This is a genomic window from Gemmatimonadota bacterium, assembly GCA_040388535.1.
In the GTDB taxonomy this organism is placed as follows: Bacteria; Gemmatimonadota; Gemmatimonadetes; order Gemmatimonadales; family GWC2-71-9; genus Palsa-1233.
In genome coordinates this window covers 172610-193952 of record JAZKBR010000007.1, presented here as the reverse complement: position 1 = coordinate 193952, position 21343 = coordinate 172610, and the positions used below count along the sequence as shown (strand labels likewise).

18 protein-coding genes are annotated in these 21343 nt (G+C 65.4%); 10 read left to right on the top strand and 8 right to left on the bottom strand.

The window, feature by feature from the left end; genetic code table 11:
• The first annotated feature begins 57 nt into the window (after positions 1-57).
• The 7 genes from V4558_14230 (at position 58) to metB (ending at position 9543) form a co-directional block, all read left to right on the top strand.
• Positions 58-1287, top strand: coding sequence for a PQQ-dependent sugar dehydrogenase (locus tag V4558_14230; protein ID MES2306664.1), 1230 nt, complete (start codon positions 58-60; stop codon positions 1285-1287).
• An 11-nt stretch (positions 1288-1298) separates the two neighbouring features.
• On the top strand, positions 1299-1853 hold the full coding sequence (locus tag V4558_14225; protein ID MES2306663.1) for a redoxin domain-containing protein: 555 nt from the start codon (positions 1299-1301) through the stop codon (positions 1851-1853).
• 160 nt (positions 1854-2013) lie between these two features.
• On the top strand, positions 2014-2343 hold the full coding sequence (locus V4558_14220) for a PadR family transcriptional regulator (GenBank protein MES2306662.1): 330 nt from the start codon (positions 2014-2016) through the stop codon (positions 2341-2343).
• 9 nt (positions 2344-2352) lie between these two features.
• Entirely contained in the window at positions 2353-5007 is a 2655-nt protein-coding gene (locus V4558_14215; GenBank protein MES2306661.1) for an ABC transporter permease, read from the top strand.
• A gap of 91 nt (positions 5008-5098) precedes the next feature.
• A complete protein-coding gene (locus V4558_14210) occupies positions 5099-7216 on the top strand; it encodes a DPP IV N-terminal domain-containing protein (protein MES2306660.1) in 2118 nt (705 codons plus the stop codon).
• A 238-nt stretch (positions 7217-7454) separates the two neighbouring features.
• Positions 7455-8369 carry a homoserine O-succinyltransferase gene (locus tag V4558_14205; protein ID MES2306659.1) on the top strand — a complete coding sequence of 305 codons (915 nt, stop codon included), beginning with the start codon at positions 7455-7457 and terminating at the stop codon, positions 8367-8369.
• Positions 8359-9543: a cystathionine gamma-synthase gene (gene metB, locus V4558_14200; protein ID MES2306658.1), complete on the top strand. Its 1185-nt coding sequence runs from the start codon at positions 8359-8361 to the stop codon at positions 9541-9543. The genes V4558_14205 and metB overlap by 11 nt, the downstream gene beginning before the upstream one ends.
• On the opposite strand, the gene V4558_14195 is transcribed toward metB, so the two are convergent.
• Both V4558_14195 and V4558_14190 read right to left on the bottom strand, forming a co-directional pair.
• Complete coding sequence (locus tag V4558_14195) at positions 9503-9916, bottom strand: MmcQ/YjbR family DNA-binding protein (protein MES2306657.1); 414 nt, start codon at positions 9914-9916, stop codon at positions 9503-9505. The two genes, metB and V4558_14195, sit on opposite strands and share 41 nt — an antisense overlap.
• Positions 9917-9949: 33 nt before the next feature.
• Positions 9950-10783: a class I SAM-dependent methyltransferase gene (locus V4558_14190; protein MES2306656.1), complete on the bottom strand. Its 834-nt coding sequence runs from the start codon at positions 10781-10783 to the stop codon at positions 9950-9952.
• 113 nt (positions 10784-10896) lie between these two features.
• On the opposite strand from V4558_14190, the gene V4558_14185 reads away from it, so the two are divergent.
• Complete coding sequence (locus tag V4558_14185; protein ID MES2306655.1) at positions 10897-11286, top strand: VOC family protein; 390 nt, start codon at positions 10897-10899, stop codon at positions 11284-11286.
• A 1-nt stretch (position 11287) separates the two neighbouring features.
• Here the strand turns inward: V4558_14185 and V4558_14180 are convergent, their stop codons facing one another.
• From V4558_14180 to V4558_14170, 3 genes are read right to left on the bottom strand one after another with little or no spacing between them, the layout of a single operon-like run.
• Positions 11288-12820, bottom strand: coding sequence for a sugar ABC transporter ATP-binding protein (locus V4558_14180; GenBank protein ID MES2306654.1), 1533 nt, complete (start codon positions 12818-12820; stop codon positions 11288-11290).
• A gap of 9 nt (positions 12821-12829) precedes the next feature.
• Complete coding sequence (locus V4558_14175; GenBank protein MES2306653.1) at positions 12830-13831, bottom strand: substrate-binding domain-containing protein; 1002 nt, start codon at positions 13829-13831, stop codon at positions 12830-12832.
• Complete coding sequence (locus V4558_14170) at positions 13824-14942, bottom strand: ABC transporter permease (GenBank protein ID MES2306652.1); 1119 nt, start codon at positions 14940-14942, stop codon at positions 13824-13826. The genes V4558_14175 and V4558_14170 overlap by 8 nt, the downstream gene beginning before the upstream one ends.
• A gap of 183 nt (positions 14943-15125) precedes the next feature.
• Here V4558_14170 and V4558_14165 point away from each other — a divergent pair, with 183 nt between their 5' ends.
• Positions 15126-16553, top strand: a complete 1428-nt coding sequence (locus V4558_14165; protein MES2306651.1) for an L-fucose/L-arabinose isomerase family protein — start codon at positions 15126-15128, stop codon at positions 16551-16553.
• Positions 16554-16556: 3 nt separating this feature from the next.
• Complete coding sequence (locus V4558_14160; GenBank protein ID MES2306650.1) at positions 16557-18143, top strand: ribulokinase; 1587 nt, start codon at positions 16557-16559, stop codon at positions 18141-18143.
• Here V4558_14160 and araD read toward each other — a convergent pair.
• The 3 genes from araD to V4558_14145 form a co-directional block, all read right to left on the bottom strand.
• Entirely contained in the window at positions 18140-18856 is a 717-nt protein-coding gene (gene araD, locus V4558_14155) for an L-ribulose-5-phosphate 4-epimerase AraD (GenBank protein MES2306649.1), read from the bottom strand. The two genes, V4558_14160 and araD, sit on opposite strands and share 4 nt — an antisense overlap.
• A complete protein-coding gene (locus tag V4558_14150; protein MES2306648.1) occupies positions 18853-20643 on the bottom strand; it encodes a hypothetical protein in 1791 nt (596 codons plus the stop codon). Before V4558_14150 ends, araD begins: the two co-directional genes overlap by 4 nt.
• A 75-nt stretch (positions 20644-20718) precedes the next feature.
• Positions 20719-21336, bottom strand: a complete 618-nt coding sequence (locus tag V4558_14145; protein MES2306647.1) for a hypothetical protein — start codon at positions 21334-21336, stop codon at positions 20719-20721.
• Between the last annotated feature and the right edge of the window lie 7 nt (positions 21337-21343).

Sequence of the window (21343 nt, the reverse complement as noted above, 5' to 3'; positions counted from 1 at the left end):
ACGCTATAATTGAAAGCTCGGTCGTCCCGTTTCAGAACCTCCGACTCCGTGGCTCCCATGCGACGCTTTTCCTTCCTGGTCCTTCCGGTCGCCGCGCTGGCGCTGCTCGCCTTCCGGAATCCCGCTCCGCCGAAGTGCGATACCGATAATGGCGGGCTGACGCTGGCCAAGGGCTTCTGCGCCACGCTCTTCGCGACCGTGCCCGGCGCGCGACACATCGCCGTGGCTCCCAACGGGGATCTCTTCGTCGCCGCGCAGGGTCGCGCCGGCGGACTCTTCCTGTTGCGTGATCGGGACAAGGATGGCCATTCCGACACGACCGCAACCTTCGTGGCCGGTTCCGGCACGGGCGTCGCCGTCGGCAAGGACGCGGTCTACTTCGCTCCGGCCGATCAGGTGATGCGCTTCGGTTACAAGAGCGGCTCGCTCGCCCCCGACGGCCCGGCAACGGTTGTTGTCTCAGGGCTGCCCACGGGCGGGCACACCGCCAAGACTCTCGCAATGGGGAAGGATGGTTTCCTCTTCGTCGATCACGGCTCCAACACCAACTCATGTCAGGTCGAAGACCGCAAGGAAAGGTCTCCGGGGCAGCGGCCTTGCGCCGAGCTCGCCGTGCGTGCCGGCATCTGGCGCTACGATGCCAGCAAGTCGAACCAGAAGCCGACCGACGGTGAGCGCTGGGCGACCGGAATGCGCAACATGATGGCCACCGCGGTCCAGCCGACGACGGGTATCCTCTTCGGTGCCAGCCACGGTCGCGATCAGCTCTCGGCCAATTGGGGCTTCAGCGACAGTGACAATGCCGAGAAGCCGGCGGAAGAATTCGGGATGATCACGAAGGGAGCCGACTTCGGCTGGCCCTACTGCTACTTCGATCCGATTGCCCACCAGAAAGTGCAGGCGCCCGAGTATGGCGGCGATGGCATCAAGCAGGGTGAGTGCGGCCAGAAGACCCAGCCGCTGATTGCGTTCCCGGGACACTGGGCACCGCTCGCGCTGACGTTCTACACCGGAACCGCGTTCGGTGCCGGCTTCAATGGCGGTGCCTTCCTCGCGTTCCACGGTTCGTGGAACCGCGCACCGTTGCCGCAGGCCGGCTATCGCGTCGTCTTCATTCCGTTCCAGAACGGCAAGCCGACCGGTCAGTACACCACCTTCGCCAGCGGTGCCGGTAGCGAGATCTCGGTGCGACCGAGTGGCGTGGCCGCCGCACCCGATGGCAGTGCGCTCTACATCTCCTCCGACGCCAGCGGCAAGGTCTGGCGCGTGATTCCGACCCCCAAGTGAAGAGGACAACGATGAACCGTACCACCCTGCTGGCCGCACTCCTGCTGGCACCTGCTGCTCTCCTCGCCCAGGATGCGGGGCCGAAGGTCGGCGACATGGCGCCCGACTTCACCCTCCCTGCTGCCACCATGACCGGTGTCTCGGCCAAGCCGGTGCATCTCTCCGAGCTGCGGGGTCGCACGGTCGTGCTGGCATTCTTCCCGAAGGCGCGGACCTCTGGCTGCACCATCCAGATGAAGGCGTATCGCGACAAGTACGCCGACCTCTTCGGCGGCGGGAAGGATGTCACACTCCTCGCCATCAGCACCGATTCGGCCGCCGCGCTCGCCTCGTGGGCCACCGATGAGAAGTTCCCGTTCACTTTCGTGAGCGACGCCGGCAAGTCTGCTGGCGCCGCATACGCGACCCTGCTCGAAGGACGCCCCTACGAGAACCGGGTTGCCTTCGTCATCGGCAAGGACGGCCGGATCGCGAAGATCTTCCGCCCGTTCCGGGAAGTCGACGCGACCTCCTACACCGAGCTGGGCGAGGCGATCACCGCCTCGCGGGCTGCCAAGGGCAAGTAACCCCCGCCTTCCGCAGGTCGCGCCGCCGCCGGAGTCCCCGGCGGCGGCGCTTCCTTTGCCCCCACCTGCAACCCTTTCGCCGGACCAGGTGTCCTACTCCTATCGACATGCTATAGGGGCGGCGCCGGCCCTCCTATAGACACTCTATATGGAGCAGCCGATGACACCGCCGACCAACCTGTTGCAGGGTACCCTCGACCTCCTGATCCTCAAGGCACTCACTCTCGAGGAGATGCACGGCCTCGGCATTGCCCGGCGAATCGAGCAGATCACCCGCGATGCCTTCGAGGTCAAGGCCGGCTCGCTCTTCCCGGCGCTACACCGGTTGGAAGAGGCCGGCTGGCTCAGCGCCGTGTGGGGGGAATCCGAAAACAACCGCCGCGCCAAGTACTACCGGCTCACGCGCGCAGGACGGGCGCAACTCAAGACAGAAACCGCCGAATGGGGCCGGATCTCGGTCGCCATCGCCTTTGCACTTCGCGCGAGCTAGGGGGCACCCATGTCACTCCACACCTCGCTGAAGGCGCTCTGGCGTAACATCCGGTATCACGACGCGGCCGATCGCGACCTCGACGCCGAACTGCACGGCTTCCTTGCCACACTCGTCGACGAGAAGATCCGCGCAGGGATGCCCCCGGCGCAGGCGCGTCGCGTGGCTCTCCTCGAGCTCGGCGGCGTGGAGCAGGTCAAGGAGTCGGTGCGCGAGGTGCGGGCGGGGGCGTGGTTCGAAACCGTGCGACGTGATGCGCGCTACGCCTTCCGTTCGCTGCGCCGCACGCCCGGCTTCACCATCGCAGCGATTCTGGCTCTCGGGCTAGGCATCGGTGCCACGGCGGCGATCTACACCGTGGTCAGCGCGGTGCTCCTCCGCCCGCTCAACTATCCCGATTCCGACCGGCTGGTGGTGGTGCTGCACAACGAGCGCTCGCCCGTCGCTCCGGCAAACTATCTCGACTGGCGCCGCGAGAGCCGCTCCTTCGAGGCGATGGGCGCCGCCGAGATGTGGGGGCCCAACCTGTCGGGACAGGAGCCCGCAGAAAAGCTGCCGGCGCTTCGAGTCACCGCCGATCTGTTGCCGCTGTTGCGCACCAGGCCGCTGCTCGGCCGTGTCTTTCGCGCCGATGAGGCCGAGCCGGGTCACGAACGAGTCGTCGTGCTGAGCTACGGTCTCTGGCAGCGTCGCTTCGGTGGCGATCCGGCCGTGATCGAACGCAGCATCCTGCTCGACGGGGAATCGTATCAGGTCGTCGGGGTGATGCCGCAGGATTTCCAGTTTGCGCCGTTCTGGGCCACCAACACCCAGCTATGGGCACCCAGAGCGTTCACGAGCCAGACGGCCGCCAACCGTGGCGCGCAGAGTCTCCGGGTCTTCGCCCGCCTGCGTGATGGCGTTTCCCTCGAAGCGGCGCAGGCCGAGATCTCGCTCATCAGCAAGCGCATTGAACGGCTCTATCCCGACGTGCCACCCAACACCACCGTGCGCACGTTGCAGGAGACCGTGGTCGGTCAGGTGCGGCCCGCCCTGCTGGTGATGATGGGCGCGGTTGCCGTGCTGCTATTGATGGCCTGCGCGAATGTCGCTCATATGCTGCTCGCTCGCGCCGCGACGCGGCAGCGCGAGGTCGCGGTGCGCAGCGCCATCGGCGCCACCCGCGAGCGAATGATCCGGCAATTCATTACCGAGAGTCTGGTGCTCTCGGGGCTCGGTTGCGTCGCGGGACTCTCCCTCGCATGGCTCGGTACCCGCGCCATCGTGGCCTGGGCGCCGGGGACGCTCCCCCGCGCAGCGACCATCACGCTTGACTGGCACATTGTGGGCTTCACCCTGTTCCTCGGCCTTGTCACGGGATTGATCTTCGGCGTCGCCCCTGCGTGGCAGTCCGCCGGACAGGACCTCAATACCGTGCTGCGAGATGGCGCGCGCGGCTCAAGTGAGGGCGGTGTCCGTGCCCGGGCCCGCGACGTACTGGTTGGTTCGCAGTTCGCACTCGCTGTGGTGTTGCTGGTGGGCGCCGGGTTGCTCACCAGAAGCTTCATCGCGTTGCAGCGTGTTGATCCGGGCTTCGTTCCGGAAGGCGTCGCGACGATGATCGTTTCGGTCGGGGGCACGCGAGAGGCGCCACCTGCTGTGCGCGCCGGGTTCTTCCCGGAGGTGCTGCGCCGCATTCGCGCAATTCCCGGCGTGACCGCCGCGGGTGCCATCAACCACATCCCGATCGCGGGCGATAGCTGGGGACAGACATTCTGGATCGAGGGTCGCCCCGCGCCAGCACCGGGGGTGCGCCAGGGCGCGACGTGGCGGATTGTCCTGCCGGGCTACTTCGCGACGATGGGGATTCCACTGACGCGCGGTCGCGACGTGACTGAGCAGGATCGGCTCGGCGCACCCGAGGTGGTGATCGTGAATCAGTACCTCGCTGATCACTACTGGCCAGGAGAGGATCCCATCGGCAAGCGGCTCACCATCGATGATCCCGCAGAAGGGGCGCGCTGGATCACGGTGATCGGTGTCTCGAAGAATACCATTCGTAGCGACTGGGCAGCACCCGCGGCGGAAGAGTTGTATCTCCCGTTCCTCCAGGACAATTCGTTCATGACCGGCCTCGGCCGAGGCAACTATTTCTCGTACGTTGTACGGACGGCGGGGAACCCCACGGCGGTCATCCCGGCGATCAGGGCGACGATTGCCGACATCGATCCCGCGGTGCCGATCTCGGCGGTCGCGACGATGGACGAAGTCGTCGCTACTGCCAACGGTGGCCCGCGATTCTATCTCTTCCTGCTCAGTACCTTTGCGATCGTGGCGCTTACGCTTGCGGCGGTTGGCGTCTATGGAGTGATGAGCTATGCGGTCTCCCGGCGGACGCACGAGATCGGGATCCGGATGGCACTCGGCGCTGACCCAGCGCTGGTCCGCCGATCGATCCTTCAGCGCGGGTTGCTGGTGGCGATGTCGGGGGCCGGGATCGGGGTCGCCGTGGCCATTCTGCTGACCCGGGCGATGACGACGCTGCTATATGGGGTCACTCCGGGGGACCCGTTCACCTTCGTAACGGTCCCGCTGGTCCTCGCGCTCGTGGCGCTGCTGGCGTCGTGGCTGCCGGCCCGGCGAGCCACCCGGATCGACCCGCTGCGGGCGCTACGGCAGGATTGAGGGGGGAGGGGCTGCAACTCTCCTCCCCGTCGAGGCGTAACTATGTTCGAGTCGTTCGCCCAACGCCAAAATCCTTCGGAGATCGCCCCTCATGATGCAGCGGAAGTCCCTTGGCCGGGCCGTGCCAGCGGCGCTGGTGCTCCTCGCGTTCGCCACCGTCAGCGGTCACGCCCAGGATCGCCTCAAGACGATGCCCGGGTACGATCAGTACCAGAAGATGGCCAGTCAGATCAACGGCTCGGTCAAGTCGGGTGCCATCAACGCGACCTGGGTCGACAGCGGCAAGGCGCTGCAATACAACTTCGACGGCAAGCTCTGGCGCTACGACCTGGCCGCGAAGAAGGCCAGCGAAGCCACCACGCCGGGCACCGCCGTCACCCAGCCGGGGCGCGGATTCCGTGGCGCGGCTGGGGCGCCGGGGCGGGGGCGGCAGGCTACGACGGCGCTCTCGCCGGATGGCAAGCGGAAGGCGATGTATCGCGACCGGAATCTCTTCGTCGCCGATTCGAGTGGCAGCAACGAGGTCGCCCTGACGACCGATGGCAACGAGAAGGACCGCATCAAGTACGGCACCGCCTCGTGGGTGTATGGCGAGGAGCTGGGGCAGCAGAGCGCGATGTGGTGGAACCCCTCGAGCACTCGGCTGGCGTACTACCGCTTCGATGAGAAGCCGGTGCCCGACTACTACCTCCAGCTCAACCAGACCAAGATCCAGAGTTCGCTCGACGTGGAGGCCTATCCCAAGGCCGGCGTCGACAACCCGGTGGTCGACATTTTCGTCTACGACCTGAATACCCGGAAATCGGTCAAGCTCGACATCCGCGACGGCAAGCCGTGGAGCAACGATGTCGTGGGTCACTATGCCTACAACGTGAACTGGTCGCCCGACGGGACCGAGTTGCTGCTGAACCGCACCAACCGGCGCCAGCAGATTCTCGAGTTCGCGGCCTGCTCACCCGAGACCGGAAAGTGCCGGGTCATCATCCACGAGGAGTGGCCCACCGGCTGGGTCGAGAACACGCCGCAGATCCGCTGGCTCGAAGACAACAAGCGCTTCATCTGGGAGTCCGAGCGGAACGGCTTCAAGAACTACTATCTGTACGACATCAGCGGCAAGCTGCTGAATCCGATCACGACCAACCAGTTCGAGACGGTGAGCATCGTGCGCGTCGACGAGAAAGCGAAGACGCTCTGGTACACCGCGCGCGACGGCGACAACTACATGAAGGTGCAGCTGCATCGCGTCGGGCTCGACGGCAAGGGCGACAAGCGGCTGACCGATCCGGCCTTTACCCACACGGTGAATCTCTCGCCCGATGCGAAGTTCTTCAGCGACGTTGCGCAGACGCACGACACCCCGCCGGTGTCGCGCCTGATGGATGCCAACGGCAAGGTGGTGGCAGAGCTGGCGAAGAGCGACATGAGCAAGTTCGAGTCGCTCGGGCTGAAGAAGGTCGAGATGTTTACCTATACCGCCGCCGACGGCAAGACCAAGCTGCACGGCACGATTGCCTTCCCGTCCAATTTCGATCCGGCGCGGAAGTATCCGGTGCTGGTTCCTGTCTACGGCGGTCCCGCGTCGGCTTCCAACACGGCGACGGAACAGTTCCGGGCCGGGAATCAGCAGGCCGAGTACGGCTTCCTGATTGTCAACCTCGATACCCGCGCCACGCCGGGGCAGGGGAAGCGCACGCTGGATGATCTCTATCTCAAGCTGGGCCAGACGGAAATGGACGACATGGCCGAGGGGATCAAGTCACTCTGGAATCGGCCGTATGTCGACAAGGCGCGCGTCGGCATTCACGGCACCTCATACGGTGGCTACAGCTCGGTGATGGAGCTGCTGCGTCACCCCGAGGTCTTCTCGGCCGCGGCCGCGCAATCGCCGGTGACGGGGTGGGACAATTACGACACGATCTACACCGAGCGTTACATGTGGATCCCGCAGGAGAACAAGGAGGGCTACCTGAATGGCTCGGCGATGAAGTATGCCGACTCGCTCAAGGGTCGCCTGATGCTCTATTACGGCACGGCCGACGACAACGTGCATCCGAACAACATGATGCAGCTGATCCAGTCGCTGCAGAAGGCCGGCAAGAGCTTCGATGTGCAGGTCGGCCCCGACCAGGGCCACTCGCAGATGAATCAGCAGCGGATGATGGAGTTCTTCATCGAGAACCTGGTGCTGAAGAACCCGACGATCTCGTAAGCGGGAGCGGGGATGGCGGGCCGTCTGGCCCGTCATCCCCGGTCTTGACGTCGCGCCAGCGACCGGGTAACGTAGTCAGACAATTGATGGGGTCGTGGTCATTTGCCGCTGCTTGCAACCACGTAAAATAAATGCTAAAAGTGCGATTCCGCCCGCGGCAGGTCCCTGCCTCGGGTCTTTTTTGTCGTCCCGGGGCTCGACGCTCACATCCTGTCGCAGGTGCGAAGGAGTACCCGAGATGACGTTGTCGCTGCAGCTGGACGCGCCACCCGCGTCGGAACTTGTTGGCATCCCCGATGGTCCGGTCATCGTCGCCCTGGGCGGCATCTCTGCGACGCACCACGTCGCCGCGCATCCGGAGAATCCCACGCCAGGCTGGTGGGACGACTTCGTCGGACCATCCCGCGCCATTGACCCGGCACGATGTCGCATCCTCGGCATCGACTTCATCACGGCCGCCGCCGGACCTACCACCACCCACGATCAGGCCGATGCGTTGGCGCAGCTCCTCGATGAGCAGGGAATCGCGAATGTCCACGCCATCGTCGGCGCGTCCTACGGCGGTATGGTCGCCCTCGCATTCGCGGAGCGCTACCCCGACCGTGTCGCGCAACTGGTGCTGATCAGCGCGCCGCACAAGAGCCACCCGATGACCACCGCGATCCGGGTGGTGCAACGCCGCATCCTCCAGCTCGGGATCTCGACCGGTCGACCCACCGAAGCGGTGGCACTCGCCCGGGCACTCGGCATCACCACGTATCGCACGGCAGCAGAATTCGCGGAACGGTTCGGCGGAGACGCGGTCGCGCAGGAGTCGGGAGTGCGCTTTCCGGTCGAGGATTATCTCGACCGCTGCGGTGAGCGCTTTGCAGAGCGCTTTCCGGTGGAACGCTACCTCGCGCTTTCCGAATCGCTCGACCTGCACCGGGTCGACCCGACGCAGCTGCGGCTGCCGGTAACGATCGTGGCGGTTGAAGGAGATACCTTGGTGCCGGTGTGGCAGCTCCATCAGCTGCGCGCCTTGCTGGCCGGCCCGGTGACCTTCCACGAGATCCGTTCGCGCTACGGCCACGACGCCTTCCTCAAGGAAGTCGATGTGATTGGCAACATCGTGTCGCACGCGCTGGCACTCGGAGGTTCCGATGTCGCGTGAAGTCCACCGTCCGGCAACCCGCGCTGTCCGTGCCGGGATCGGTAGTGACAGTGCTCACGGCGCCGTGGTCCCGCCGATCTATCTCTCCTCGAACTTTACCTTCGACGGCTTTGGGGGAAAGCGCGAATACGACTACACCCGCTCGGGGAATCCGACCCGCGACCAGCTTGGCGATGCGCTCGCCGGACTCGAGGGTGGCGCCGGTGCGGTGATCACCAACACCGGCATGTCTGCGGTGACCCTCGTTGTCCAGCTGGTCCAGCCGGGTGAACTCATCGTGGCTCCGCACGATTGCTACGGTGGCACCCACCGATTGCTGACCCACCTGGCTCGGCGCGGACACTTCCGGGTGGCATTTCTCGATCTCGCCTTGCCGGCAACGTTGACCACGATTGCACGCGAGCGCCCCCGGCTTCTCCTCATCGAGACGCCGAGCAACCCCCTGCTGCGGCTCACCGACATTGCGCTGCTCAGCACCGCCGCGCGTTCGGTCGGCGCGATCACCGTCGCCGATAACACCTTTCTCTCGCCCGCGCTGCAGCGCCCCCTCGATCTCGGCGCCGACCTCGTGCTCCATTCCACCACCAAGTATCTCAATGGCCATAGCGACGTCGTCGGTGGCGCCGTGGTCGCACGCGAGCCGGGCCTGCTCGAAGAGTTGCGCTGGTGGGCCAATTGTCTCGGGCTCACCGGTGCGCCGTTCGATTCTTTCCTGACATTGCGGGGCGTGCGGACGCTTCATACCCGCATCCGCGCCCACGAAGAGAATGCCGAGCAGGTCGTCCGCTTTCTCACCCGCCACGCCGCGGTCGAGCGGGTGCACTATCCCGGTCTCGAAGATCACCCTGGACACGACATTGCCGTCCGCCAGCAATTCGGGTTTGGGGCGATGGTGTCGTTCGAGCTGCGGGGTGGCATCGCCGCGGTGAAGGAATTCGTCCGTGGCCTGGAATGCTTCTCGCTCGCGGAATCGCTCGGCGGAGTGGAGAGTCTGGTGGCGCATCCGGCAACAATGACGCATGCCTCGATGGATCAGGCGGCTCGTGACGTGGCGGGTATTTCGGACGGGCTGCTGCGGCTCTCGGTGGGAATCGAGTCGGCGAGCGACCTGCTGGCCGATCTGGAGCAAGGGCTCAGCCGCGCCGAGGTCGCTTCGCTGACGGCAGTTTCGTGAGGGGAGCGGAAGCGTCGGTGGCCGCGAGGAGTTTTTTCGGAGCCACGAGTCGCCAGCCATCGCGCAGCAACTCCGCCACTTCCGGCCAATCTGTATCACGGTCGAGGTAGATGCCGATCCAGCCGCCTGGCCCGACATAGGGCGGCGAGAAGAAACGATCGGGGTCAGCGGCGATCATCATCGCCTGATTGCCGGGCGCCGCCTTGATCCAGACCGCAGCGCGGCCATCGCCATGGTGGCTGTCGGCGCTGGCGTACATGGCGAAGAGCTTCTTCGGCCCGCGAAATGTCGGCGTGCCCCACGCTTCGACTTCGTTGGCCTCGGGGAGGGCGAGCGCAAGCTTGCGGAGCCGGTTCAGGACGCTGGGTGGCATCTCAACGACCGATGCTCGCGCACAAGGTTGGGGTTAGCGGAGCGCCGAGACCACGTGCCCATGGCTGCCCACCTTCAGTCCGTCGCTGCGATTCGCAAAAAATCGCGAGTTGAGAGCCTTGCCGCCGAGGTCTTCGATTTTGCTAAAGCCCATGCTGCGCAGTTTCACGGCAAGGGCATCAGGCTTGAAGGCACTCAGCCAGGGCTCGCCCATCTTCGCCAGTCGCGCGAGCTGGCGCCGCCGCATGATCCAGAAGAACGGGTTCCAGCTCCAGCGTGGCTCGACATAGTCGAAGACCACCTCGCTTCCAGCGGGGAGTGTCGCCAGCACCCGCAGGGTCTCAAGCGCAACTGCTTCGGTCAGATACATCGTCACCCCGAGCCACGAGACGAAGGTGGGGCGCGAGAAGTCGAAGCCGGCGGCGGTCAGCCCTTCGGCAAGGGTCTGTTCGGTGAAGTCGATCGGGGCAAAGGTGAGCCCAGCCGGCAGGCTGATTTGCGCGGCATCGAGCCGCTCACGCTTCCACTGCTGCGTCGCGGGATGATCGACCTCGAACAAGGCGAGCGGCGGCTCTTGCGGGGCGACGCGGTAGACCGCGGTATCGAGCCCAGCCCCCAGCACGACGAACTGTCGCACCCCTCGCGCGAGCGCGGCGGCGAGATGTTCGTCTGCGAAGCGGGCGCGCGAGACCAGGAAGGCACGCCGATGCCGCACCGAAATCTTCCGCTCGTACGTCTCCAGGCTGCCTTCGAGCCTGGTCCGGAGGTCCGGTCCGATGATGCGAAGGGCCAGCGGGTCTTCGAGGACCAGCGGCGTGTCGATGAGCTGGTGGGCTGCGCGCCGCATGGCGACGTGGGCGGCGGTCATGCTCGGACGGGACGGAATCATCGCGCGGCACCGGGGTGAACGGTGGAGAGGATGCGGGAAGATACCCGGGGCGATACCTTTTCGTCCCGCCCTTCCACTACTTCGAGGATGCGATGCCTGAACCACTGAACGCCACTGGAATCTTCCCCGGCATTACCGCCAGCGACCTGCCTGCATCCGTCAAGTTCTACGTTGACGGCCTGGGCTTCGAGATCATTGACAAGATGGAGGCCGAAGGGGTGCTCCGCTTCGTGATGCTGAAGGCCGGCAACGCGATGCTCGGGATCGGGATGGATGATTTCGCCAAAGGACGCGACCGCAAGAAGGGCGTCGGCACCCGCATCTACATCTCGACCAACCAGGACATTCCCGCCCTCGCCGACCGCATGCGCGCTGCCGGCTTCGCGATCGATGGTGAAGTGGCGCCGCTGTCGTGGGGACCAATGGGTTTCGCGCTGATCGACCCGGATGGAATCCAGCTGACGATCGCCAACGACAGCTGAGTCAGGCCGTTGGGCCGGCCGCATCAGGAACGTCTGCTGCGACCGGCGCCGACAGCCCGGTCATCATCCGCACGACTCGATCGGACGATGCTGCGGCGCGCGACGCCTCGCCAACAATGCGCCCTTCGCGCAAGACGATAATCCTGTCGGACAGCGTCAGCAGCTCCGGCAGCTCGCTCGAAATCAGCAGCACTGCGACGCCATCGGCAGCCAGCTGCCGGACCCAGGCGTGCAGTTCCGCCTTCGCGCCGACGTCGACGCCGCGCGTCGGCTCATCGAGGATCAATATCTCGCAGTCGGCCGCGAGCCACTTCGCCAGCACCAGCTTCTGCTGATTGCCGCCGGACAGCGCCACCGCGATGTCGGCGGGCTGCGCGCGTACCCGCAACCGCTCAAACTGTGTGCCCACCGCCGCTTTTTCACGCGCCTGGTCGACCCATCCCCAGCGGCTATGGCGCCGCAGGGTCGCGAGCGAGGCGTTCTCATCGGCCCGCATCGAGAGCACCAATCCCTGGCGCTTGCGGTCTTCCGGAACGAGGCCGAGGCCGTGGCGCATCGCATCGCGTGGTGACCTGATCACCACCGCACGACCGTTCACTGCGATGGTGCCACGCGCGGCAGCATCGAGGCCGAAGAGCGCGGCGGCGATTTCCGATCGCCCTGCTCCCACCAGCCCGCCGAGGCCGACGATCTCGCCAGCGTGCAGCGAAAAGTTGATCTCCCGAAATCGCCCCGGGCTGCTCAAGTCGCTCACTCGGAGACGTTCCGGTCCGGGGCGGTGTTCCGGCACCGCGTCGGCGGCTTCGAGTGCACGGCCGATCATCCGCTGCACCAGCGTGGCCTCGTCGAGCGCGGCGACCGGGTCGGTCGAGACGTGCTGGCCATCGCGCAGCACCGTGACGGCGTCGCAGAGTCGGAAGATCTCCTCCATCCGGTGGCTGACATAGAGCAGGGTGACTCCCCGCGACTTCAGTTCAGCAATGAGACGAAAGAGTGCGGCGCTCTCCGACTCGCCGAGCGAGCTGCTCGGTTCGTCGAAGACGATGACCCGGGCCCCCGCGCCGACCGCTGCAGCGATCTGCACCAGTTGCTGCTCGGCGATGCTCAATCCCTGCATCGGTCGCTCGGGGGTGATTCCGCTACCACCGACAGCGGCGAGCAGCGCGGTCGCACGTTCCTGCAGCACTCGGCGGTCCACGAGGCCGTGACGGCGGGGGAGGGCACCGAGGCAGAGATTCTCCGCGACGGTGAGGTTGTCGCAGAAGGCGAGTTCCTGGTGCACCATGGCGACGCCGGCCTTCAGGGCATCGCGGGGTGACGCGAAATCGATGACGATGTCGTCGAGGGTGATCGTGCCATCGTCGGGTCGCAGCAACCCGGAAATCAACTTCCCGAGCGTGCTCTTGCCGGCGCCGTTTTCGCCGCAGATCGCGTGGCAGCTGCCGCGCGCGACCTCGAACGAGACGTCGGTAAGCGCAACGACGCCGGGAAAGCGCTTGCCCACGTTGGCAAATCGCAGTGCCGGCGTCGTCATGGCAGCAGCTTACTTCGCGAGTGCGAGGTACTTGGGATCGACGTCGGTGAAGCCCCAGTCGCGCAGTTGCCTGGCCCAGCTGCCGAGGTTGTCGGTCGACACGCGGATCAAGTCCATCTTGACGAGGGCCGGCACGTCCTTCTTGAGATAGACGTGATCAAAGATCGTCTTGACCGACTGGTAGCCCCAGAGAAAAGTCGGCTGCGCGAAGAGGACCGGCGCGAGACCCGCATCGACGTACGGCAGTTCGGCCGGGAGCCCGTCGACTGAGACGATCTTTACCTTCTTCGGGTCGAGGTCGGTGAGCAGCGCCTTGGTGAAGAGCGCCCATCCGCCGATCATTGCCCATCCCTGGATGTCCGGGTAGGCGTTCTGCGCGCGCAGCACTTCGGCAGCAGCATCCTGAGGTGTCTCGATGTGCGAGAAGGCATTCACGACCGTCATCCCGGGATACTTGGCCGCTTCGTCGCGGGCGCCTTGCACGCGCTTTTGCAGGTTCGGCGCGTTCTGGTTGCCAGCGAGAATGGCGACCTTCCCCTTGCCCCCCATCTGTTTGGCGAGTTCAGCCATCACCATCTTGCCGATCTCGGCGTCATCGCCGCCATAGAACGAGAAGCGCTTCGAACCCGGGACGTCGCTGTCGAACGTCATCACCGGCACGCCACGATCGACGGCTTCATTCACGGCCCCAATCACCTTGCCGATATCGCTTGCGGAGAGGAGAATCGCGTTCGCCCCCTCGTTGACGGCCTGGGCGATGCGCTGCGCCTGGACCGAGCCATCTTCCGACGGCGGGGTCAGCCACTGGATGGTCACCTTGACGCCGCTGCTCTTCGAGAGTTCGGCGGCCGCGGAATCGGCGCCTGCGCGTCCGGAGAGGAAGACCGGGTTTGTCGAACTCTTGGCGATCATCGCGATCGTGAACGTCTTCGCGGCTTCCGCTGCGGGAGGCTGCTTGCCGCTGCACGCGGCGAGTGCCAGGAATGTGATGGCGGTCGTAGCTCTAGTCACGAGATCCCCCCTCCGATCGGGTCTGCACGGCACGACGCGCCATGCGGCGAGCGAGTAGCCGGGAACCGCCCTGATCGAGGACAACCGCCCCGATCATCGCCGTCCCGATGATGATCCATTCGTAATTCTGGTCGAGGTGCAGCGTGCGAATCGCCTGGCGCAGGGTGACGATGAGGAGTGCGCCCAGCATCGCGCTCACCGCGCTCCCCTTGCCGCCGATGAGGGAAGCGCCACCGACCACGGCAGAGGCGATCACGTAGAGCTCGTAGCCGTTGGCATCGGACGAGGTGGCCGAGCCGTAGAATGCTGCGCCGAGAAAGGCGGCGATGCCGGCTGTCAGCCCCGACACGACATAGACGCCAAGCTGGATCCGGTCGAGGGAGAGCCCGGAATAGCGCGCCGCCTCGCGATTGCCACCGATCGCAAAGATGTGCCGCCCCGGCACCGTACGCGTCAGGTAGAGACTGCCAGCACCGGTCACGGCGAGCATCGCCAGCAGCGGCACCGGATAGAGCGCAGTGCCCATCCCCAGTGAGGCCTTGGCGACGTGTGTGAGCGCCTGCGGGACGAGGATGCTCTCAGCGTGACTCACCACAAAGGCCAGGCCCCGGAGCACCCACATCATCCCCAGCGTGATGATGAAGGGATGCACGCCGAGGCCGATCACCATTACACCGTTGGCGAGACCGCAGAGCAGCGATACCGTGATGCAGGTGCCCAGGCCAAGAGCCAGGGTCGCACCGGGAGGGAGCGGCCCTGCTTCGCGCAGGACCAACGCCATTGCGACTTCCGAAAGTGCGAAGATGGCGCCGACCGAGAGATCGATCCCGCCGGAGATGATCACGATGGTCGCGCCAACACCCATGATGGCGAAGCCGCTGGCATCGGTGGCCATCTGGATCAGCGTGTAGACATTGAGGAAATTGTTGACCGGCAATCCGGTCACGCGGTCAGGATGTGTTCCCGCAGCTGCAGTCAGGATCGCAGCGAGCACCAGCAGCACCCCGATGAGGCCCGCGCGTGGAGATGTGGCGAGGCCGAGCACCACGCCTCGGAGCGAGGCGGCACGGGGAGAAACGGGCGACGTGGTGGCAGATGGCTGGGTGGTCATGCAGGCGCTTTCAAGCTACCTCCGCCCCTGAGCGTGTCAAACTCGCTTGCGGGGCTGCCCTGCCGGGAGAGATACTTGAAGCTGAAGCTGGGCGAGGCGTCTGCCAGAAACGCTTCCATCTCCCGAGGTCTTCCCGTGGAACTCCCGCAATTCAAGCCGTCGCCTTATCCGGTGGCGACTCCCGTGGCGCGTCGGGGCGGCCCGCCGCCACGCCTCGCTTTCGGCGTGCTCGTGGGCAACCGAGGCTTCTTCCCGGGCCATCTGGCGGCCACCGGACGCGAGCAGATCCTCGCCCTCCTCGCCGATGCCGGGTACGACTGCATTGCGCTATCGACGGAGGAGTCGCGGCATGGCGCGGTGGAGAGTCGCGATGAAGCAAAGGCGTGTGCCGAGCTCTTTCGTCGGCACGCCGGCCGGATCGCCGGCGTCATTGTGACCCTGCCGAACTTCGGCGACGAGCGCGGCGTGGCCGACACCCTTCGACTCGCGGGGCTCAATGTTCCGGTGCTGGTCCACGCCGCCGCCGACGACCCGGGCCGGATGGGGATTGATGCCCGGCGCGATGCCTTCTGCGGCAAGATGTCGGTGTGCAACGTGCTCACCCAGTACGGCATTCCCTATTCACTGACCTCGCGGCACACCCAGGCCGTCTCGGCGCCTGACTTCCTCGCCGATGTGCATCGCTTCGCCGCCGTCTGTCGCGTCGTCAACGGGCTGCGCCACGCACGCATCGGGGCGATCGGCGCGCGCCCCGCCGCCTTCAAGACGGTGCGCTACAGCGAGAAGCTGCTTGAGGCGAGTGGTATTTCGGTGGAACCAATCGACCTCTCCGAAATCCTCGGTCGCATCGAACGACTCGGGGACACCGACGCGGTGGTGACGGAGCGGCTCGCAGCGATGCAGGCCTACGTCTCGACTGCCGGCGTGCCGGCCAGTGCCCTGATCAAGATGGCGAAGCTCGGTGCCGTGATCGATCACTGGATGGCCGAAGTTGATGTCACCATCAGCGCAGTGCAGTGCTGGACGTCGATGGAGGAGTATTTCGGCGTCGTGCCCTGTACCGTGATGAGCATGATGAGCAACGAAAATCTGCCCAGCGCCTGCGAGGTGGATGTTTGTGGCACCATCAGCATGCATGCGCTCTCGCTCGCATCCGGCACGCCAAGCGCACTGCTCGACTGGAACAACAACTACGGTGAGGATCCCGACAAGGCGGTCTGCTTCCACTGCAGCAACCTCCCCAAGGCTTTCTTCGAGGATCTCCGGATGGACTACCAGGAGATCATCGCTGGCACCGTGGGGCGCGAGAATACCTACGGCACTGTCGTCGGCAAGGTGAAGGCGGGTGCGATGAGCTTCGCGCGCTTCTCGACCGATGATCTCGCGGGCCGGATCCGAGGCTATGTTGGCGAAGGCGAGTTCACCGCCGACCCGCTGCAGACCTTCGGCGGTGCGGGTGTGGTGAAGATCCCCAACCTCCAGCGCCTGTTGCATCACATCTGCCGCAACGGGTTCGAACACCACGTAGCCGGGACCTTCGGCCACGTCGCCGACGCCGTGCACGAGGCCACCACGCGCTACCTCGGCTGGCATGTTGACCGGCACGAGTAGTCGATGACGATTGTCGCCGGGGTGGACTTCGGGACCCAGAGTGTCCGCGTCGCACTGGTCGACAGCGCGCGCGGGCCAGTCGGCTCCGGCGTGGCCGAGTATCTGGTGCGCCGCGATCCGCGGAATCCTGATTTCGCTACCCAGTCGCATCGCGATCATATGGCAGCCCTGGAACTCGCGATGTCGCGCGCACTCGCAGCAGCGGCCGTGCCCGGCCACGATGTCGCGGCAATCGCCCTTGACACCACCGGCTCCACCGTGGTGATCGTCGGTGAAGGACTCGAGCCGCTCGATGACTATTACCTCTGGTGCGATCACCGCGCCAAGGCCGAAGCGGCCCGCATCACTGCCGTGGCCCAGGAGTGGCGGCTGCCGGCGATCGAGCGCTGTGGCGGTGTCTACAGCTCGGAGTGGGGCTTCGCCAAGGTGCTGCACTGGCTGCGGCAGAACCCCGGTCGGAAGGGCGAGATGGTGACCGCGCTCGAGCACTGCGACATGGTTGCTGCCGTGCTCTGCGGAATCACCGATCCACGGGAAGTCCCCAGGAGTATCTGTGCCGCCGGCCACAAATGGCTCTGGTACCCGGAAGCTGGAGGGCTGCCGTCCGAGGAGTTCCTCGTCGCGGTCGATCCGCTGCTCGCCGGGGTGCGCGCGAAGCTCGACTCGCCATTTCATACCTCCGACGTCATCGCGGGCACGCTGACGGGCGAGTGGGCCACTCGCCTCGGGCTGCGTGAGGGAATTCCCATTCCCGTGGGTGCCTTCGACGCCCACTGGGATGCCATCGGCGCAGGCATCGTGGAGGGCGACGTCGTGAATGTCATCGGCACCGCCACCTGCATTATGGCGATTGCGCGCGATGCGGAATGTGTGCCGGGAGTCTGCGGGGTAGTGCAGGGGTCGATCGATCCGGCGCTGGTTGGGGTAGAGGCGGGTCTCTCGGGTTGCGGCTACATCTTTGAGGCGCTCGCCGCGCGCCACGCCGCTTCGCTTTCGGCCCTCACGGAGCAGCTGGCGGCCCATCGCGCCGGGCAGACCGGGCTGCTGCATCTCACCTGGGACAACGGCGACCGCACCGTGCTGGTCAATGCTGATCTCGGCGGCGTCACGCTCGGCTGGAATCTCAATCACACCGCCCCAGACACACTCTTCGCTGCCATCGAAGGCACGGCAATGCACACGCGCATCATTCTCGACCGGATGGCCGAGCACGGGGTGCCGATCCGTCGAGTAATTCACGGCGGCGGGATCCCGCAGAAGAACGCGGTCCTCAACCAGGTCTATGCGAACGTGCTGGGCGTCCCCGTGCTCGTGCCCCAGCGCGCAGTCACCAGCCTGGGGTCGGCAATCTTCGCCTTCCTGGCCGCCGGAACCTTTGGCAGCATCCGCGAAGCACAGGCCGCGCTCTGCCCACCTTACCTGATCGTCGAGCCAGACCCGGCGGCACACGCGGTCTATCAGGAACTCTATCCGATATTCCGGCAACTCTACTTCGCGATGGGCACGCCAGGCTCAGCTCCCATCGGCGTTGGCGAAGTCCTGCCCAGGTTGCGTGCGATTGCCGAGCGGGAGCACGGCAAGCAGCACTAGCGCGAAGCGTCGTCCTGGCCGTAGGTGGCCGCAGAGCCGTGCTTGCGCAGGAAGTGGCGGTCCAGCAGTTCACTCGCGACAGGCGCGATGTCGGGGCGCAGCGTGCGGGTGTGGTACGCCATCTCGGCGACTTCCTCGAGCAATGCGGCCACTTCCACGGCTGCAGTCACCGTAGTTCCCCAGCAAAAACTCGCGTGACTCGCCACCAGCACCGCCGGCATCGTCATCGGATCCTGGTTGCCGAGGCGCTGCACGATCGCGTGTCCGGTATTGGCCTCGTAGTCGGTGGCAATGGCCGCGGCGTCGAGTGAGGCGGTCACCGGAATCGCGCCGTGGAAATAGTCGGCGTGGGTGGTGCCGAGGCAGGGAAGGTCCTGGCCACTCTGCGCCCACACGGTCGCGTAATGGGAGTGGGTGTGGACCACGCCACCGATCGCGGCAAAGGCGCGGTAGAGTACCAGGTGCGTCATCAGGTCGGACGAGGGCCGCAGGGTGCCTTCCACCACAGTGCCGCTGAGGTCGGTCACGACCAGGTCGCTGGCCTTGAGTTGCCAGTAGGGGACGCCGCTCGGCTTGATGACGACGAGCCCGCTGCTGCGGTGGATGGCGCTCGCGTTGCCGAAGGTGAACTTGGCGAGGCCGCGCTCGGCGATGGCGAGGTTGGCTTCAAGGACCTCCTTCCGGAGGGAGGCGAGATCGGGGCGCGTGGTCATGTGATGCTCGCCCGCTGGCGCGCGCGACGAATGATCTCGGTCATCTCGGCCCGATGCTTCGTGAATGTGTCATCGACTACCTGCAAGGTAGGAAGGGCACCCGGAAAGAGATTCATCGAGGTGTTGTCGAAGCGGCCGAAGCCACTCTCGTGGACGCCGCTGGAGCCACGCCCGGGTGCCGGAGAACTCAGGTGCTGGAACGAGCGGGTGTATTTCCGGAATCGGGAGCCGGTGCCGACCTGATAGAAGCCGATGAATTCGTAGAGTGCATCGTAGCCCATTTCTCCCACCGGGAGCACCTCGGGGTGCTTCGCCCGCAGCGTCGCGACCAGCTGCCGCGTTCCCTCGTGCATATCACCGTTGGTGCTGTTGACGTGGCCGCCCACAATATCGAGGAAGTAGGCGTCGACACCGAAGCGAGTGATGACATCATCGATGCGGCCCGCGAGCCAGTTGCGCCACTCGGGCGCGCCGAGGTTCATGTAGGTCAGCCAGCCATCCTGGTGTCGATCGTTGTTCCAGTCGACCCAGTTCAGGTTGTAGATGTCGCCTTCGATCTTGTAGGTGGCACCCTTCGCGATCTTCGACCACGCCGGAAGCTTGCGATTGGCGGCGTTGGTCCCGAACATCGGCATCATCCGGAAGCCGAGTTTGCGGGCTTCGGAGATCAGGGCGTGAAAGCCGGCTTCGCCACCCATCCGTGCCGGTACGGTGTAGTTGGGATAGTCCCAGTAGTAGCGCCCATCCCAGGCCGCGAGGAAGACGAGCACACGCTCGGGAGGGATCTGGGTCGCGATCCAGCGGAGAATGGCAAGCTGCTGGGCGTAGTCGTTGAAGATGAAACCGGTGTAGTGCATCCCGTGCAGGGTCACTGCGAGTGCGAGATCGCGGGTCCACTTCGGGATGTCCGCACGGCTCTCCCAGGGCGGGAGATGGAAGCTGCGCTCGATGAAGTCGTAGTGCGGCGCAACAGCCTCGTCGAAGCTTTTCCCCTCGGCGATGCGGTAGCGCGGTACGGTGACTTGCGTGTCATTGCGCCAGCCGTCGTGCTCGTAGATCGCCTCGACTCGATAGGCGGATTCTCCCGGCTGGAAATAGAATCGCTTGGGGCGAACACGATTGTCGAGGGGCGAGATCGCGATGAAGCGACCATCGGCGGGCTGCACTACGGCGAGCGGTGTGCCCATGCTCTGGCCGGCGCCGGGGCCGTGCAGGTCGCCGCCGCCGAACGGATATGCGGCGAGGAGCTCATCATCTTTCCGGTCATTCGCGCCGCCGCCACCGAAGCCGACCTTGCCGCGCGGGATATCGCGAATCACTGTGGTCACGGTCTTGACCGGGTGAGGCATTGCTACGGTCACATCCCATTCGATGATGCTGCCGGTGCGACGGAAGGTCGCGCGGAGCGAGCCCTTCGAGTGTTGCTGACCCCCCGCCCACACGAAGCCGTCACAGCGAACTTCCATCGTGTCGCCAGTCACGTGGGCCGAGAGGGAGGCGCGATCGAGGCCGTAGGAGTTTTCGTCGGTGAAGACCATGAAGCCGAAACGATACGGTCCGAACGAGACAACGGGCTCGGGAAAATCGAAGGAGAACTTCATGTAGCCATCGCCGCGCGGCGGGATGAACACGTCGCTCGTCGAGGCCAGATCGGAGATGGTGCCATCCGGTAGCGGCTCCGGGGGCGCGACCGGTGCTGGTGATTCCTCGTGCGTCACGAGCGGCAGCGCGGCGCTGGCCGCCCCAACTACCCGGATCCAGTCGCGACGGTTCATCGAATCAGACACGCGGGCGCTCCGGGGAAGGCAGGAAGGCGTGGCAGCGTGCTGAGTATAGCGCGAGCCCGAAGGCGTCGCCAGCGATCAGGAACACCCTTCGACAAGTTCGACGGCGGGGCGATTCCCGACGCGATAGTTCAGCACCTTCTTGCCATCGGTTTCGAAGATCATCTGGTGGAGCGCATCGCCCTTCGGCGTCACCACAAGGTAGTGTCCGGTCGGCCCGGTGTACTTGTGCGGCTGCACCTTGACCTGCCCGGGGTAGAGTTCCTTGACTCGCGCCTCAGTATCCCCCACGCCGGCGCCTTCGCTGGTGAGGATCCCCGCGCTGTCGATGTCGAAGCGGACGATGGTGTCGTGGATGATCATCGCCGTGACGCCCTTGGGGAATTTCGCGGGTCGCAGGAAGTCACACTCGGGACTGATATCGTACTTCGGCTTGAGCTGCTCACCGATCGCCTCATTGAACTTCGCGAGCGTCAGGCCGGTCTTGTACGAGTTGAACTCGTCCGCCTTCACCACGAAGGCTCCCGGCTGGGCGTGCGCCGACGGATCGGTGGCAGGGCTTGCAGGCGGTGGTGTTGGTGCCGGTGTGGCGGGCTGGCCGGCAACCGTGGTGGAGTCGGTTTTCGTGTTGGTACGGTCGCCGCAGCCTGCCAGAGGGATGAGCAGCAGGAGCAAGGCGGTGCTGGTCCGAGTCATCGTGTGA

What these genes read in the sequence shown, in the direction of transcription:
- V4558_14185 (MES2306655.1), top strand. Translation starts at nt 10,897, where the DNA reads ATGCCTGAACCACTGAACGCCACTGGAATCTTCCCCGGCATTACCGCC.
- V4558_14190 (MES2306656.1), bottom strand. Translation starts at nt 10,783, where the DNA reads ATGACCGCCGCCCACGTCGCCATGCGGCGCGCAGCCCACCAGCTCATC.
- V4558_14180 (MES2306654.1), bottom strand. Translation starts at nt 12,820, where the DNA reads ATGACGACGCCGGCACTGCGATTTGCCAACGTGGGCAAGCGCTTTCCC.
- V4558_14195 (MES2306657.1), bottom strand. Translation starts at nt 9,916, where the DNA reads ATGCCACCCAGCGTCCTGAACCGGCTCCGCAAGCTTGCGCTCGCCCTC.
- araD (MES2306649.1), bottom strand. Translation starts at nt 18,856, where the DNA reads ATGACCACGCGCCCCGATCTCGCCTCCCTCCGGAAGGAGGTCCTTGAA.
- V4558_14225 (MES2306663.1), top strand. Translation starts at nt 1,299, where the DNA reads ATGAACCGTACCACCCTGCTGGCCGCACTCCTGCTGGCACCTGCTGCT.
- V4558_14230 (MES2306664.1), top strand. Translation starts at nt 58, where the DNA reads ATGCGACGCTTTTCCTTCCTGGTCCTTCCGGTCGCCGCGCTGGCGCTG.
- metB (MES2306658.1), top strand. Translation starts at nt 8,359, where the DNA reads ATGTCGCGTGAAGTCCACCGTCCGGCAACCCGCGCTGTCCGTGCCGGG.
- V4558_14160 (MES2306650.1), top strand. Translation starts at nt 16,557, where the DNA reads ATGACGATTGTCGCCGGGGTGGACTTCGGGACCCAGAGTGTCCGCGTC.
- V4558_14205 (MES2306659.1), top strand. Translation starts at nt 7,455, where the DNA reads ATGACGTTGTCGCTGCAGCTGGACGCGCCACCCGCGTCGGAACTTGTT.
- V4558_14220 (MES2306662.1), top strand. Translation starts at nt 2,014, where the DNA reads ATGACACCGCCGACCAACCTGTTGCAGGGTACCCTCGACCTCCTGATC.
- V4558_14210 (MES2306660.1), top strand. Translation starts at nt 5,099, where the DNA reads ATGATGCAGCGGAAGTCCCTTGGCCGGGCCGTGCCAGCGGCGCTGGTG.
- V4558_14145 (MES2306647.1), bottom strand. Translation starts at nt 21,336, where the DNA reads ATGACTCGGACCAGCACCGCCTTGCTCCTGCTGCTCATCCCTCTGGCA.
- V4558_14215 (MES2306661.1), top strand. Translation starts at nt 2,353, where the DNA reads ATGTCACTCCACACCTCGCTGAAGGCGCTCTGGCGTAACATCCGGTAT.
- V4558_14170 (MES2306652.1), bottom strand. Translation starts at nt 14,942, where the DNA reads ATGACCACCCAGCCATCTGCCACCACGTCGCCCGTTTCTCCCCGTGCC.